We start from the raw sequence: 15,720 nt of genomic DNA, 5'->3' as shown, positions 1-15,720 counted from the left end.
CACCCTTACGAATTTTTAATTAAAATCGACCCTGTCTTTGAATCGGCAAATAGTGAGAACGTGGTTTCAGGTGATGTTCGAAATTTTAGCTCTTTTTGAATCGTTTCATTTTTCTCAAATGATATGTCAACATCCTTTAACTGCGCAGACAGAGAACCTAAATTTGATTTAAGCACACCGATTACCTTACTTTCCTCAGGTACATTGACTTCAATATTCCCGGTTGTCGTTTTCGCATAAAGTGCTTCACATGCATGATCTAAGGTTAATTGAAGATTGCCATTAAAACTTTGGGCATCGACTTTATCAGCTGAGCCATTAAACTGAACCAAACCTGTAATGGATTCAACTTCAAGCTTTTCATACCTGGAACTTGAAAGCTTAATTTGCCCATTTGCTGTTTCAAACTCACCTTTCTTACCATTGAGTGCAGAAAATGAGAGCATCCCATTTGCTGTCTTCGCTTTTATCGTATTTACTCTTAAATTTTCCCCTCTTATTGGACCATTAAACAGCTTAATCTTAATTTGCTCATAGGCCTGTTCAGGAACATACACAATGGTACTCATCTTCATTGTTTTTTTATCTGAATGAAGGATAAATCGATTTCCTTCTACATAACATTCTACTTCTGATAAAAAGGCTTCTCTCGCCTGCTCAATATTTTCAGCTCGATACATCTTTGCAGTGCACTCCACCCTAATACCCCTTTCATTCCATGGCTGAAGATTCACACTACCATTCGGAAGCTGGATATCAAGACTATGGATCGCTGAATCATTTAGCTGGAAGACATGCTGAATGTCAATCGACTTACCAAAGTTTAGGTCGAGATCAAGTTCTTTCACCTTTTTTACAGCTGTGTCCACCCAATCCATGAGCTTAGCTCCTAATGATGCTTGCTTTTCACTTGTATGGCCAGCCTGATTTTGATTTGTAAAATCAATTACATCTGTTGACAAAGCCGTTATTTTCTTTTCTTTTTTTTGCTCATCAGAATCCAATGCTTCAATTAAGGACAATGCCTCATCTGGAGAAAGCTTCCCCTGTTCTACCAGCTTTAAAATTCGAATTTTTTGTTCCTTCATCGTTCATCCTCCCCTATAACTTGCCTTTATAAATCTTATATCATTGTTAATAACTTAATTCCTCTTACAAGATTCCAAATAAAAACAATCAAGTTGATCAGCCCGACTATGATAAAGCCGCCAAAAAATACTGTTAAAAAGGCCGCTTCAGAAAGATTAGAATAACCGCTAAAAATGATGGCTCCGATGACTGCTATAATTGATAAAAATGGAAGTATGTGAGATACAAGCGCCTTTTTAGCATGCTGTTTCACTTCGCTGTGATCGACAATAAAATAAATCGCAATGGGCAAAAGAAACGGAGCAAAAAACACACTAAAATAGTTGATTGATGCTAATACTTTATTTGTTTTATCCAATTTCCTTTCACTCTCCTTATCTTTAATACGTATGAAAAAAAGATAAGTTTCAGATTATCTTTTTTAGCATTTATCAATTTATTTATTTTTAGGTGCTTCAGCGGTCTTATTTCCATTATCCAAAAGTTGAAATCGCTTACAAAACCTGTGATAATGAAGATCCAAAGTATTCTACTACATTCCGCATATGAACGGGCTGTCTCAACAGGTATGGGACAGCCCCCTTTTTTGTTTTTCATAAGGTTATCAGGTACAACATAAGTTAACATGTACATAATTCGAATTAGGTGACATATATATGGCCTTCCTGCACGGCGTCTCAGACAAATTTAGTCTTCGCACAAATGGACTTCATGTCTGGTAACGATAAAAAGAGAGCATCGAATTAGTTCAATGCTCTCCTAAGCAATTTAACCAAGCTTTATTGGGCAACCTCTTCTTTTTCTTTAATAAGCTTTCTCATTCTCTCACGGTCGCGTTCAATAATTGGTTTTAAATATCTTCCTGTATATGACTTTTCATTGTTCATAATATCCTCAGGGGTACCGATGCCTACGACTTGTCCGCCTTTGTCGCCGCCTTCAGGGCCCATATCAACAAGATGGTCTGCTGCTTTAATCACATCAAGATTATGTTCAATGACCAAAACAGTATCACCGTTTTCAACTAAACGTTGCAGCACCTTTAACAAGCGGGCAATGTCGTGGACGTGAAGCCCTGTTGTTGGTTCGTCAAGAATATAAAATGATTTTCCATTTGAACGTCTGTGAAGTTCTGAGGCAAGTTTTACCCTTTGAGCTTCACCGCCTGATAGAGTTGTCGCCGGCTGCCCAAGTTTGACATAGCCTAGACCGACATCTAAGATCGTTTGCAGTTTCCGTTTAATTTTCGGGATATTTTCAAAGAAAGATACCGCATCTTCCACCGTCATTTCAAGAATATCCGCAATATTTTTCCCCTTATACGTAACCTCGAGTGTTTCCCGGTTGTAGCGTTTGCCATGGCAAACCTCACAAGGGACGTAAACGTCTGGAAGGAAGTGCATTTCAATTTTAATAATCCCATCACCACGGCAGGCCTCACAGCGGCCGCCCTTCACATTGAAGCTAAAGCGGCCTTTCTTATATCCGCGCACCTTCGCTTCATTTGTTGCAGCAAATACATCGCGAATATCATCAAATACTCCTGTATAGGTTGCCGGATTAGAACGCGGTGTGCGACCAATTGGTGATTGGTCAATATCAATGACCTTCTCAAGATGCTCGATTCCTTTTACCTCTTTATGCTCGCCAGGCTTTGCCTTTGCATGGTGAAGCTTTTGAGCAAGCGATTTATGAAGAATTTCATTGACCAATGTACTTTTTCCTGAACCAGAAACACCGGTTACGGCAATAAATGTCCCTAAAGGAAATTTCACACCGACGTTTTTCAGGTTATTTTCCTTGGCACCTTTAATCTCGATATAGCGGCCATCAGGTTTTTTTCTTTCATAAGGAAGCGGAATAAACTTCTTGCCTGACAGGTATTGCCCAGTTAAGGAGCTGTTGTCATTCATCACCTCTTCAGGCTTACCGGCAGAAATAATCTCTCCCCCGTGAATTCCTGCTCCTGGGCCAATATCGATTAAATAATCCGCTGCCATCATTGTGTCTTCATCATGTTCAACGACAATTAACGTATTACCGATATCACGCATATTTTGCATGGTTTGGATGAGACGGTCATTGTCGCGCTGATGCAAACCGATTGATGGCTCATCAAGAATGTACAAAACACCTGTTAATCGCGAGCCGATTTGTGTGGCAAGGCGAATCCGCTGTGCCTCACCGCCGGATAATGTTCCTGCTGCACGATTAAGTGTTAAATAGTCGAGTCCGACATTATTTAAAAAGCCTAAGCGCTCGCTTATTTCTTTTAAGATTAAGTTAGCAATTGTCATTTCCTTCTCTGTTAGGGCAATGTGGTGAAAGAACGATAGTGAATCCTTAACAGAAAGCTTCGTAATTTCACCGATATGTTTGCCGTCGATTAAAACAGCAAGCGTTTCTTTCTTTAAGCGATGTCCTTTACAAGTAGGACAGTTTTGCTGCCCCATATATTTTTCCATTTGCTCGCGGATATAGTCTGAGCTTGTTTCTTTAAAACGGCGTTCCACATTGCGGACAACACCTTCAAATTGAATATAGTTCTCTCTGATTTGGCCAAAATCATTTTCATAGCGGAAATAGATTTCTTCGCTATTGCTGCCAAATAGAATTTTATCAAGCAGATGCTTCGGAATATCTTTTACTGGTGTATCCATATCAATGCCATAATGGTTGCATACCGCCTCAAGCATTTGCGGGTAATATTGTGAGCTTGTCGGTTCCCATGGTGCTATTGCATTCTCACGCAGGGTAAGCTCCTTATTCGGAATAATAAGGTCGAGATCAACCTCAAGTTTTGTTCCTAGGCCATCACATTCAGGACATGCACCAAACGGGCTGTTAAAGGAGAACATCCTCGGTTCAAGCTCACCGATGGAAAAACCGCACTGCGGACAGGCATGGTGCTCACTGAATAAAAGCTCCTCTTCACCGATGACATCAATAATCACCTTGCCTTCTCCAAACTGTAAAGCTGATTCAAGAGAATCTGCCAGACGTGAGCTAATCCCTTCTTTTACGACAATCCTGTCGATAACAACCTCGATCGAATGCTTCTTATTTTTATCCAATTCAATTTCATCAGCAAGCTCCATCATTTCTCCATCAACACGAACACGGACATAGCCTTGCTTTTTAACATCCTCAAAAACCTTTACATGTGCCCCTTTTCTTCCTGAAACGACAGGCGCAAGAATTTGGAGCTTCGTCCGTTCCGGGTATTCCAAGATTCGGTCCACCATTTGTTCAATTGTTTGCGAAGAAATTTCAATGCCGTGAATCGGGCAGGTTGGGCGGCCTACTCTTGCATAGAGAAGCCGCAAATAATCATAGATTTCCGTTACTGTACCGACCGTTGATCGGGGGTTTCGGCTTGTTGTTTTTTGGTCGATCGAAATGGCTGGGGACAGCCCTTCGATCGTATCAACATCAGGTTTATCCATTTGTCCCAGGAACTGGCGGGCGTAGGCTGATAAGGATTCAACATAGCGCCGTTGACCCTCTGCATAAATCGTATCAAAAGCAAGGGATGATTTCCCTGAACCTGACAAACCTGTCAGCACAACAAGCTTATCCCGCGGAATGGTCACATCAATATTTTTTAAGTTGTGAGCACGTGCTCCTTTCACAACGATATGTTCCATTGCCATACTCGTTTCATCCTTCCGCTTTAAGCTCTAATAGTAAATCACGCAACTCGGCAGCTCGTTCGAAGTTTAACGCTTTTGCCGCTTCCTTCATTTCGTTTTCCATTTCGGAAATGACCTTGCCGCGTTCCTTTTTCGTCATTTTCGTCAGCTTGCTTACACCAACTGTTTCGTATTGCTCTTGTTCCTCAGCAGCCATTGTCGCACGTATGACATTGCGAATTTCCTTTTGAATCGTCATTGGTGTGATACCATGCTCTTCATTAAAGGCCAGCTGGATTTCCCGGCGTCGCTTCGTTTCATTAATGGCCATTTCCATCGAATTGGTCATTTTATCGGCATACATGATAACATGGCCCTCAGCATTCCTTGCAGCACGGCCAATGGTTTGAATAAGCGAACGTTCTGATCGCAAAAATCCTTCTTTATCGGCATCAAGAATCGCTACTAAGGAGACTTCTGGAATATCAAGCCCTTCTCTTAACAGGTTAATTCCAATTAATACATCATATTTTCCAAGCCGAAGCTCTCGTATGATTTCGATCCGTTCTAACGTTTTTATTTCAGAATGAAGGTAATTTACCTTGATTCCAATTTCCTTTAAATAGTCCGTTAAATCCTCAGACATTTTTTTCGTTAACGTCGTAATCAGCACACGTTGATTCTTGGCAACCCTTGCATGAATTTCCCCAATCAGATCATCAATCTGTCCTTCAATTGGACGCACATCAATCGTTGGGTCAAGCAAGCCTGTTGGACGAATGATCTGCTGGATCATCTCTGGTGTATGTTCAAGCTCATATGGGCCTGGGGTCGCTGAAACGTAGATGATATTATGAATATGCTTTTCAAATTCCTCAAACCGGAGCGGGCGGTTATCTAAGGCTGATGGCAAACGGAAGCCGTGATCTACCAGCACCTGCTTTCGCGCTTGGTCACCATTATACATACCCCTGACTTGCGGAAGTGTAACGTGTGACTCATCAATAACAATTAGAAAGTCCTCTGGAAAGAAGTCAAGCAAGGTATATGGTGTTGACCCTGCCGGACGAAGTGTGAGATGGCGTGAATAGTTCTCAATTCCCGAACAAAAGCCCATTTCTCTCATCATTTCCAGATCATATCTTGTTCGCTGTTCAAGGCGCTGCGCCTCCAGCAGCTTGCCGTTTTCCCGCATTTCTTTTAAACGTTCCTCAAGCTCCGCCTCAATATTAAGGATTGCCTTTTGCATCTTTTCATCTCTTGTTACGAAGTGAGAAGCAGGGAAGATTGCAACATGCTCGCGTTCGCCTAAAATTTCGCCTGTTAATGCATCGACCTCGCGAATCCGGTCAATTTCATCTCCGAAAAATTCAACGCGAATACAGTGTTCATCCCGTGATGCCGGGAAAATTTCAACGACATCTCCTCGCACCCGGAAGGTACCTCTTCGGAAATCAATATCATTCCGCGCATATTGAACGTCAACGAGCTTTCGAAGCAGCTGGTTTCGTTCAATTTCCATGCCTGTTCGCAAGCTGACTACCAGCTCTTTATATTCCTCCGGTGAACCGAGGCCGTATATACAGGATACACTGGCAATAATGATGACATCCTTACGCTCAAATAAAGAAGATGTTGCTGAGTGGCGCAGCTTATCGATTTCATCATTTATGCTTGCATCCTTTTCGATAAAGGTATCGGTTTGCGGAACATAGGCCTCAGGCTGATAATAATCATAATAACTGACGAAATACTCGACAGCATTGTTCGGAAAAAATTCCTTGAACTCGCTATAGAGCTGTCCTGCTAATGTTTTATTATGTGCAATAACCAATGTTGGTTTGTTTACTTCTTTAATGACATTTGAAACAGTGAAGGTTTTCCCTGTTCCCGTCGCACCTAGCAATGTTTGATGTTTTTTTCCTTGCTGAATTCCAGCGACTAATGACTTAATTGCCTCGGGCTGGTCACCCTGCGGCTTGTATTTCGAGACTAGTTCAAATTGCTCGCTCACGCATAAGCCTCCATTCAGAAAGTTTCAATAGTAATAGTTTACCACAAATACATGGAAAATCACTAAAAATACGAACTATAGTTCGTATTATTTTTATATCATCGTGCTTTCATATCGCTAAACCTCAGCCTGTTTGAGAGATGATCGGCATTTTTGCAACCTTTTATAATAATCTTGCAACTTCTGGACATATTTTTGCGACTTTTGATCATCTTTTTGCAACTTTGGCACTTTTTTTGCAACTTATCAAGTTTTTCTTGCAACTTCATATTTCTCTGAATCAATGAAAAAAGAAGCACCATCCGGGAGCTTCCTTCTTTTCTTTAAGTATATCTCGTTTTAAGTGTGCGCAAACCTCTTACTTCTTTAATAATGCTGCTTTCATTTTTCGTGCATAGAAAAATCCGGCTGTAAGGGAGGAAATATCCAATGCAATAATAAATGGATTGTATGTATATCCTTTTATGTAAGAAGCAATGAGCAGTGCCGCTGTCAGCGCTGTTCCTACATAGTGGTTATAGCTTACTCTCGTAAAGAGGACCACTAATAAAAAAGGAAGGAACAACGCTAATACTACCTTTAATAACATATTCATTCTCCTTTACCCATGCATGTTCCTATAGTGATAGATGATAAAAATACACAGAATCCTCTTTTTTATAACCTAAGCTTTCGTAAAGTGCTTGAGCCTTCGAATTGTCCTTCATCGTTTCCAACAGGATTCCAGCCGCATTTGTCTGTTCCGCAAATGCTTTTGCCTGGTTCATTAACGCCCTGGCTACACCGTTACGACGATAAGCTTCGGCAACGAATAAATCGTTCAGCAGCCACTTTCGCTTCATGCCAACTGATGTAAAGATAGGGTATAACTGTACAAAGCCCATTGGTTTTCCCTTATCCACTGCTAAATAGATAAATGATTCTTTTTTCTTTATCCGCTCTTCAATAAACACTTTAGCACCAGCAATATCCGATTGCTGGCCATAAAATACTCTGTATTCATTAAATAGTGTTGAAGCATCGTCAATGTCTTTTATGGTTGCTTGAATGATCTGCAATTTTAGTCCCCCGTTCTTGCAAACTTGCAGCTGCCAGGTCTTGGTCTTCCATTACCATCATACCATGCTGCCAATGAAAGAGGCTAACTCCAAAAGGAATTAGCCTATTATTATCGTTATGATGTAACACCTTGATAGTCATTTTCTACAAATAAATCGACCAGTTCAATATCCTTTTGATTTTCTAAGAAATATCTTAGTGTAAATTCATTTTCAAAAAGGACAGCATAAGCGCCGTAACGGTCGCGAACTAACATGCTTCTTGAATCAAAGAATCGTTTTTCAAACTTTTCATTTTTAATCCAGCGCGGGATTCTCTCGCCAAGTGATGTGAATTCAAGATCGACATTATACTCAGCCTTCATTCTGTATTCAAATACCTCAAACTGCAGCTGTCCGACTGCCCCTAAGATAATGGAATCATTGAGATCCTGTCTGAATAATTGAATGGCACCTTCTTGAACAAGCTGTTCAATTCCTTTTCTGAACTGCTTTGCCTTCATGACGTTTTTCGCCTGGACCCGTCTAAATAACTCAGGCGGGAATTGCGGAAGCTCCTCGTAGTGATATTGACCTTTTCCTTCAATTAAGGTATCACCAATTTGATAAATGTTTGGATCATATATTCCAATAATATCTCCCGGGTAGGCTTCATCAACTGTATCGCGGTCCTTCGCCATAAACGCTTGTGTTTGATTCAGCTTAATGATTTTATTTGTCCGGCTAAGATTCACGCTCATGCCGCGTTCAAATTTTCCTGAACAAACGCGTAAAAATGCAATCCGATCACGGTGAGCCGGATTCATATTCGCTTGGATTTTGAAGATATAGCCTGAGAATTGATTTGTCTCCGGCTCTACTAACCCTTCATTTGTCTTACGTGGCTGCGGCTGTGCAGCAAATTGCAGGAAGGTATCAAAAAAGGTTTGCACCCCAAAGTTTGCTAACGCACTTCCGAAAAAGACCGGCGTTAACTCACCTTTTTTCACTCGCTCTGGAGAAAATTCATTTCCAGCCTCTTCAAGAAGCTCGATTTCCCCTAAGGTTTCTTGGTAAACATGATGTTCTTCTATACCGTGGCTTGCAACTTCCTGCAAAGGAATAATCTCCTCTTTCTCTTCTCCTTTAAACTGAACGATACGATCGTTAAAACGATCATATATCCCTAAAAAGCGTTTCCCCATTCCGATCGGCCAGTTCATAGGATATGACTCAATCCCAAGCACTTCCTCAATTTCTGAAAGCAGCTCTAATGGCTCTCTGCCTTCGCGGTCAAGCTTATTAATAAAGGTAAAGATAGGAATTCCTCTCATCCGGCAAACCTTAAAAAGCTTAATCGTTTGCGGCTCCACACCTTTTGTAGAATCAATAATCATCACGACACTATCAACGGCCGTTAACGTACGGTACGTGTCTTCACTGAAATCCTCATGTCCTGGTGTATCCAAAATATTGACGTGGAAGTCATGGTATGGGAAGCTCATAACACTCGATGTAACCGAAATCCCACGCTTCTTTTCGATCTCCATCCAGTCAGAGGCAGCATATTGACCAGTTTTTTTCCCTTTTACCGTACCAGTTGATCGAATTACCTGCCCAAAATATAACAATTTTTCTGTTAATGTCGTTTTCCCAGCATCCGGGTGGGAGATGATGGCAAACGTCCGTCGTTTATTTATTTCTTGTTGTAAGCTCATTCGCAATAACCTCTTTTTAATAAGTTCGTGTTTCAACTATACTATAAAGATAAGCAAAGAACAATTTGTTATCTATTCATCTAATTAAATTAATATGCAGGGCCGCCATCTTCGTGATTTCAGACAAAGAAAAAAACAGGAGCCCCCTCCTGCTTTTCATCTCATTTTCCATAATGTTTTATTGTCCGATTGCGTGCCTTGCCTTTTTCATCATCTGAATAAAGCATCTCCCATGAGCTTTTATATCGGTATTTTTTGCCCCATACATCAATGAGCATTCTTAATCCCGTAATAAAACTTAACAGCAAAAACACGACAATTAAAAATAAAATTTCATTCATTTCTACTCCCCCAATCATCCTTGTACCCATGTATATGATGGGGGTTTGAAATCATGCATGGTTACAGAGGATTTTTTGGGAAAGGAACACCAGGATGACAAACTGTAACTTAATCTTCAACATTAATAATAAAATGTTTAGCTGTGGCATTAACTATTAGGAACACAGGGGTGTGATTGTTATTAAACTTTCTAACAAGAGACTGATTATTTCTGCATTCGTTATTCTATTAATCTTTTTTATAACTATTTCTCTCGTTGTTCTTAAGTATTTTCAAGAAGAATTAAATAATCAAACAGGTGAAAAACTATCAATTATTGAAACATTTAAAGCAGTAGCCACTTTCAATTTTGATAGTGAATTGGAACAAGAACTGAAAGAAATCAAAATGAAGAAAAAAATCAATAATGTAACAATTTTTTATGATGAAGAACAAAATGAACTTATCCCATTAACGATTAAGACATTGGAATGGGCTGATGAGACCGTTTATGAAGTAATAGGAAATTATGATAAGAAACCTGTTGATTTAATGTTTATGAACTTAGAAGAAATAGATCGATTTTCAGAACTCGTTGATGTCTCAGGCTTCTATACTGATTTTGATAAGATAATTGGTATTCATGTTTATCAAGAAGATATAGAAAATATTATGCAAAAAAAAGAGACTCCATTATATTTTTTTCAAAAGTCAATTATGCATGAGTATGGACATTTTGCTACTTATAGAAAAATCGATGAAATTGGGGTTTCGCCTAGTGAATTCCCTCAATGGTTTTTAGAAGGTATAGCTGAGTATATCGGTAATGATAAAACGATTGTAGAATACGAATCTTTTCAATTTGAATGGTTGCCGCTTCAACAGATAAGTGGCGGTAACGGATGGCAAGAGTCAAGATTTATTGAACATGCTGATCCTTATTTACAGAGTTATTTCACCATTAACTATTTATTAAAAGTGTATGGAAGCAATGTTTTAATGGAGCTTATGGAAAAAACAAAAATGACAAATGATTTTAATAAAGCACTGGAACAAGTTAGCGGAAAAAAAATAGTGGAATTTGAAGAAGATATCATAAGTTATTACAAATAATTTGGTCAATAGAATTCTGCTTCAGCTATCCGGCTGTCTTTGGCTCTTTAATGGAGTAAGAATCAAACTAAAAATTCATTGATTGCTTGTTTTAAAGCTAAGTGTCAACCTATGCGAAAGTTGACACTTAGCTTTTATTTGTCCTTTGGAGTGACAAGGGACTCAGCCAGATTTCATTCCTAACACCTCTGCACATTCAATTCTAAAGAGGAAATACCTGAAATATAAATATAATCGAAAGGAGTGAGACAACAATGGAAGCAAGTACCTTTTTAGGATTGTTTTGGGGATGGACGACGGTTATCGTATCGGGAATACTTTTCGTACGTCCATCGGTACTACGTGAACTGAAAAAACTAGTGGTCGAAGACAGGGGATTTGGGATTATGTATGGCTTTCTATCAATTTTCCTAGGTTTAGGTACTGTTATCCTGAATAATGTATGGGTACCTAACTGGCAAGGACTCATTACACTCATTGCATGGCTTGCACTATTAAAGGGAATTTACGTAATTGCATATCCTGAACCATCTAAGAAAACCAACTTTGAAGTACGGATACTATCTACGCGTATAACACTCGCTATCCTTGGTGTTTTAGCTTTATGGATGCTTGTAGTAATTTATATGAAATAATCAGTAATTTGTAATAGCAACAAACAACCTTCACTATCAAAATGATGTTTACCTCCTTTGTTTAAGGGAGATTTTATGACTTGTCTTGTTGAACCAACAGAGGCGTAAGTTGAATAAAAAGATGCTAATTTGCATCCATGTTTCTATTATCGTTATTCCATTATGGGTGCTTTAATGAAATATAGAAATGTTTTAAGGCTATGTGTCAACCTAAACTAAAGTTGATACTTAGCTTTTATTTTTCGTTTAAAACATTATGTAAACCTATGTGATCAATAATAAAGTTATTTATAATACTCAAATACCGTTATTCCATTAAAGGGGCATTTTCTTGAATAAGATATCCTACCAAAAGTAAAAAATTGGATTTAAACTATTATTTGACTGATATTTTTGAATTTTTATATTAAAATACTTGAACCTTACGTCGCGTAATGGGTTATCGTAAAGTTACCGGTAAAAATAATCGCGCGAAATGAGAGGATGACCATTAAATCCACAAAATATTGGAAAGTTGGAGAAGTAGCAAAATTAACTGGATTAACGATTCGAACGTTACGTTATTATGATCAAATCGGTTTGTTTTCGCCATCCGGATATTCTGAATTCGGACACAGGTTGTATGTCGAAGATGACATTCTACGCTTACAGCAAATTCTTACGTTAAAAGACCTGGGTTTATCGCTAGATGAGATTAAATCTATTCTGGCTGATGAAGATTACGATCCATTCGAAGTTGTTAAACTCCAGATAGGTCGCCTTAAAGAAAACATCAGAAATCAGCAGAAGCTTTTAAAAGAATTACAAAATGTATCAAGCCTTATGCAAATGGAAGAACCTGTGACGGTTGAAGATTTTACACAACTATTAAGAATGATGAAAAAGAATCATGAAAACTATTTCACTGAACGGCGGAAAAGTATGGAACGCCACTTCGACCTGCTTGGGAACTTCCTTATCAAGCATCCTAATCAACCAGACCAGAGGAGGAAAAAATAATGAAGAAACGCTTTGTAACTCACGATACTTTTACGATTGAAAAAACTTATCATGTTTCACCTGAACGAGTGTTCACAGCCTGGTCGGACCCTGAAGAAAAGGCCCTGTGGTTTCAAAAGTCAGAGGAATTTGATTTTCGAATCGACGGACGTGAGCGTAATATAGGCGGACCTCCAGGGGGGCCAGTATTCACCCAAGATGCACGGTATTTAGAAATCGTTCCTGACCAGCGTATTGTCTATTCCTACACGATGGATATGGATGAAACACGGATATCCGTATCCGTAACAACGATAGAATTCAAGCCTGCAGAAGACGGGACCCAGTTGATTTTCACAGAGCAGGGTGCTTTTCTCGACGGTCATGATTCACCAGCCGATCGTTTACATGGAACGAAATTTTTGCTAGACAAACTTGGCGAGTATCTACAGAAAGAGTCAACAGTTGAGAAAAATAAATGACAAATGCTATACAAGTCAAAGTCAAATTTATTTTGGAGGGATGGACATGAACCAAAACAACGCAACAAACAAAATCGCAACGCAAGTAGGTGAACGAGAGATTGTGATTACCCGCGTATTTGATGCTCCACGCGAACTTGTATTTGATGCTTGGACGAAAGAGGAGCACCTGTCGAAATGGTGGGGACCTCAAGGTTTTACGAACACTTTTCAGAAGTTTGATATGAAACCGGGAGGTACATGGCAGTTTATCATGCATGGTCCTGATGGCGTTGATTATCCCAACACCAACATCTTTGTCGAGGTCGTAAAACCCGAGCGAATCGTCATCAAACATGCTGTGTTTCCCCATTTTCTGGCGACAGCAATCTTTGAGGATCTGGATGGTAAGACCAAACTCACTTATAGCAAAATTTTTGAAGAAAATGTTGCTGTATTCGATAAGGTGAAAGCATATGCCGTCCCAGGTGCCGAACAGACCATGGATCGTCTTGAGGAGCATCTGACAAGTATGTCTTAAAACTAAGAAGCCAGCCTCGTATTGATGCTCACTGTAACTGCTTGCTATAAAACGAAAGTTCCTTTATCTATAAAGGATTTATTTAAAATAAACAACAAGCAAATTATAAAAAGGTTACTCAAAGTCTACTAGAGAATTTTTGGTTTAATGAATAATACGGGTTAAGGTTAATTAAAGAATATAAGTTATTTAAGAAAAGGGCGCTTTAATGGGATATAGAAATGTTTAAAAAGCTAAGTGACAACCTTGATCTGACCCAATAAAGTTAGACAAAAAGATTAGGCAGCTTCTAAGACCTGAGTCCGGTATTCTATTGGACTTAGGTCATTTAATTTTGCCTTCATTCGTTTGTGATTGTAATAATAAATATATTCTTCTAATTCTCGTTCAAAATGTTCCATACTCTCAAACTCTTGTAAGTAAAGAAGTTCCGATTTTAATAAGCCAAAGAAATTTTCCATGACTGCGTTGTCTAAACAATTCCCCTTACGAGACATGCTTTGACGGATACCATATTCTTTTAATTTATTTTGATACTTATCCATCTGATAATGCCAACCTTGATCTGAATGGAGGATGACCTTATCTCCGGGCTGTATTCGCTTCACTGCTTCATCTAACATCTCTCCAACCAGTGGATAAACCGGACGTTTCATTACTTTATACGCAATAATTTCTCCATTACATAAGTCTAAAACTGGAGATAAAAAACGTTTTTCTCCAAATAAGTGAAATTCTGTTATATCGGTTACCCATTTTTCATTCATATTGTCTGCGTGGAAATCGCGATAAAGTATATTAGGTGCGATATTACCTACTTTTCCACGATATGAACGGTACTTTTTCATACGCACTTCGCATTTTAAGCCCATCTCATTCATTAAACGATTAATGGTCTTTGGATCATAGTGAATGTTCCTTTTCGCTAATTCTTTGTGGATACGGCGGTAACCATAACGACCTTTATGCTCATGATAAACGGCATCAATAACTTCTTTTACACTCGCATATTTATCCTCTCGATTTAATTGTTTTTCCCAATAATAGTATGTACTACGTGGAATGTCAGCGACTTTAACTAATTCCACGATATCAAATTCATTCTTTAGCTCAAAAATTACTTGCGCTTTGACTTTGTTTGTAATTTTTCCTGTGCTTGAACTAAAGCGTTCAACTTTTTTAAGTAGGCGTTATCCATACGTAAACGCTCATTTTCAGCCTGTAGAGCCTCAAGCGATCCTTCAACTGGTAATTGTTTTTTAACATTAGTTTTTGTTTCTTTTTTCATGGATGATCGCCCCTTTTTCTTTGGATGTAGGGCATCAATTCCTCCAGTCTCAAATAACTTGCGCCAGTTTCGGATCAAGCCTGGTGAAGAAATATTGAAAATGGCAGCTGCGTCATAAGAGGATATACCCGTGTCTTTCATAAACTTGAGTACATTTAGTTTAAACTCTACAGAATAACTTGTATAGGATTTAATAAATGCTTCTAAACCAAATTGTTCATAAAGGCGTATCCATCCACTTAAGATAGGAGGACTAACATTAACTTCTTCCGCAACTTTATTAATACTTTCATTTCTTTTTAAATACCTTAATACAATTTGAATTTTTTCTTCCGTTGTAAATTTGGCCATTAAAACACCCCGTAAATGTTAGTTTGGTGTCTAACATTTACGGGGCAGATCAAGTTGGCACTTAGCTTTTATTTATCTTCAAATCATTGGTTTTGACCTATATGTATATGGCAAAAGGAGCATGTTTCACTTTAATCGGTGAAATTAATAACCTATGTTGTTGTTTAACCTGCCCATTGTTTCAAAATTTGCTCTTTTGCAATTTGATACACTTCTTCTTCTGATTTGTTTTTGTTAGCTATTACATTGGTTTGATAAATTTTCCCCTTGAATAATACATTAATTATATACTTGTACATTTTGGTCTTTCCCCTTCCTTTTTTTCTATATTGTAAATGTGATTTTTTAAGTTTTGATAGATTTTATGTAAAAGTTTATTAAAAAGTTTATCCCTCTATTTGATAACATGTTGCATTAGCTGAGTGTCAACCTAATCGAAACTTCTTACCTAGCTTAAAAGCTTTACTATCCTGTACCTAACGCGTATTAATATCTTGTATCAAGAATAAGCTAAAAATGTATTTTAAACTATTAAAATGTAA

At 38.5% G+C, this 15,720-nt stretch carries 15 protein-coding genes; 5 read left to right on the top strand and 10 right to left on the bottom strand.

Features of this window, described 5'->3' with window-relative positions; translation table 11 throughout:
• Window positions 1-5: 5 nt before the first annotated feature.
• From WQ54_RS31255 to WQ54_RS31210, 8 genes are all read right to left on the bottom strand, one after another.
• The gene (locus tag WQ54_RS31255) at window positions 6-1,088 is read right to left on the bottom strand and encodes a DUF4097 domain-containing protein (RefSeq protein ID WP_046590819.1); all 1,083 of its coding nucleotides are present in this window, start codon (window positions 1,086-1,088) and stop codon (window positions 6-8) included.
• A 35-nt stretch (window positions 1,089-1,123) separates the two neighbouring features.
• Window positions 1,124-1,447: a DUF4870 domain-containing protein gene (locus WQ54_RS31250; protein WP_046590817.1), complete on the bottom strand. Its 324-nt coding sequence runs from the start codon at window positions 1,445-1,447 to the stop codon at window positions 1,124-1,126.
• Between the two features lie 421 nt (window positions 1,448-1,868).
• Window positions 1,869-4,742, bottom strand: a complete 2,874-nt coding sequence (uvrA, locus tag WQ54_RS31240; protein ID WP_046590813.1) for an excinuclease ABC subunit UvrA — start codon at window positions 4,740-4,742, stop codon at window positions 1,869-1,871.
• A 7-nt stretch (window positions 4,743-4,749) separates the two neighbouring features.
• Window positions 4,750-6,735, bottom strand: a complete 1,986-nt coding sequence (gene uvrB, locus WQ54_RS31235; protein WP_046590811.1) for an excinuclease ABC subunit UvrB — start codon at window positions 6,733-6,735, stop codon at window positions 4,750-4,752.
• A 358-nt stretch (window positions 6,736-7,093) separates the two neighbouring features.
• Complete coding sequence (locus WQ54_RS31225) at window positions 7,094-7,324, bottom strand: DUF2198 family protein (RefSeq protein WP_046590807.1); 231 nt, start codon at window positions 7,322-7,324, stop codon at window positions 7,094-7,096.
• A 28-nt stretch (window positions 7,325-7,352) separates the two neighbouring features.
• Complete coding sequence (locus tag WQ54_RS31220) at window positions 7,353-7,793, bottom strand: N-acetyltransferase (protein WP_046590806.1); 441 nt, start codon at window positions 7,791-7,793, stop codon at window positions 7,353-7,355.
• Window positions 7,794-7,909: 116 nt separating this feature from the next.
• Window positions 7,910-9,490 carry a peptide chain release factor 3 gene (locus WQ54_RS31215; protein WP_046590805.1) on the bottom strand — a complete coding sequence of 527 codons (1,581 nt, stop codon included), beginning with the start codon at window positions 9,488-9,490 and terminating at the stop codon, window positions 7,910-7,912.
• A gap of 161 nt (window positions 9,491-9,651) precedes the next feature.
• Window positions 9,652-9,831, bottom strand: coding sequence for a hypothetical protein (locus tag WQ54_RS31210; RefSeq protein WP_046590804.1), 180 nt, complete (start codon window positions 9,829-9,831; stop codon window positions 9,652-9,654).
• A gap of 172 nt (window positions 9,832-10,003) precedes the next feature.
• On the opposite strand from WQ54_RS31210, the gene WQ54_RS31205 reads away from it, so the two are divergent.
• From WQ54_RS31205 to WQ54_RS31185, 5 genes are all read left to right on the top strand, one after another.
• Window positions 10,004-10,924 carry a hypothetical protein gene (locus WQ54_RS31205; RefSeq protein WP_046590802.1) on the top strand — a complete coding sequence of 307 codons (921 nt, stop codon included), beginning with the start codon at window positions 10,004-10,006 and terminating at the stop codon, window positions 10,922-10,924.
• Window positions 10,925-11,178: 254 nt separating this feature from the next.
• The gene (locus WQ54_RS31200) at window positions 11,179-11,559 is read left to right on the top strand and encodes a hypothetical protein (protein ID WP_046590801.1); all 381 of its coding nucleotides are present in this window, start codon (window positions 11,179-11,181) and stop codon (window positions 11,557-11,559) included.
• Between the two features lie 483 nt (window positions 11,560-12,042).
• Window positions 12,043-12,558, top strand: coding sequence for a MerR family transcriptional regulator (locus tag WQ54_RS31195; RefSeq protein WP_046590798.1), 516 nt, complete (start codon window positions 12,043-12,045; stop codon window positions 12,556-12,558).
• Window positions 12,558-13,019 carry an SRPBCC family protein gene (locus tag WQ54_RS31190; RefSeq protein ID WP_046590797.1) on the top strand — a complete coding sequence of 154 codons (462 nt, stop codon included), beginning with the start codon at window positions 12,558-12,560 and terminating at the stop codon, window positions 13,017-13,019. The genes WQ54_RS31195 and WQ54_RS31190 overlap by 1 nt, the downstream gene beginning before the upstream one ends.
• Window positions 13,020-13,065: 46 nt before the next feature.
• On the top strand, window positions 13,066-13,539 hold the full coding sequence (locus WQ54_RS31185; protein WP_046590795.1) for an SRPBCC family protein: 474 nt from the start codon (window positions 13,066-13,068) through the stop codon (window positions 13,537-13,539).
• A 278-nt stretch (window positions 13,540-13,817) separates the two neighbouring features.
• On the opposite strand, the gene WQ54_RS33265 is transcribed toward WQ54_RS31185, so the two are convergent.
• Both WQ54_RS33265 and WQ54_RS31170 read right to left on the bottom strand, forming a co-directional pair.
• A protein-coding gene (locus tag WQ54_RS33265) for an IS3 family transposase (RefSeq protein WP_156178288.1) occupies window positions 13,818-15,178 on the bottom strand; the annotation gives its coding sequence in 2 pieces (ribosomal slippage) (window positions 13,818-14,722 and window positions 14,722-15,178; 1,362 coding nt in all).
• 164 nt (window positions 15,179-15,342) lie between these two features.
• Entirely contained in the window at window positions 15,343-15,477 is a 135-nt protein-coding gene (locus tag WQ54_RS31170; protein WP_046515064.1) for a BA3454 family stress response protein, read from the bottom strand.
• Between the last annotated feature and the right edge of the window lie 243 nt (window positions 15,478-15,720).

The sequence above is a fragment of the Bacillus sp. SA1-12 genome (genome assembly GCF_000981385.1).
Taxonomy (GTDB): domain Bacteria; phylum Bacillota; class Bacilli; order Bacillales; family Bacillaceae; genus Metabacillus.
The sequence above is the reverse complement of the archived record's forward strand: the minus strand, read 5'-3'. Positions and strand labels throughout refer to the sequence as shown.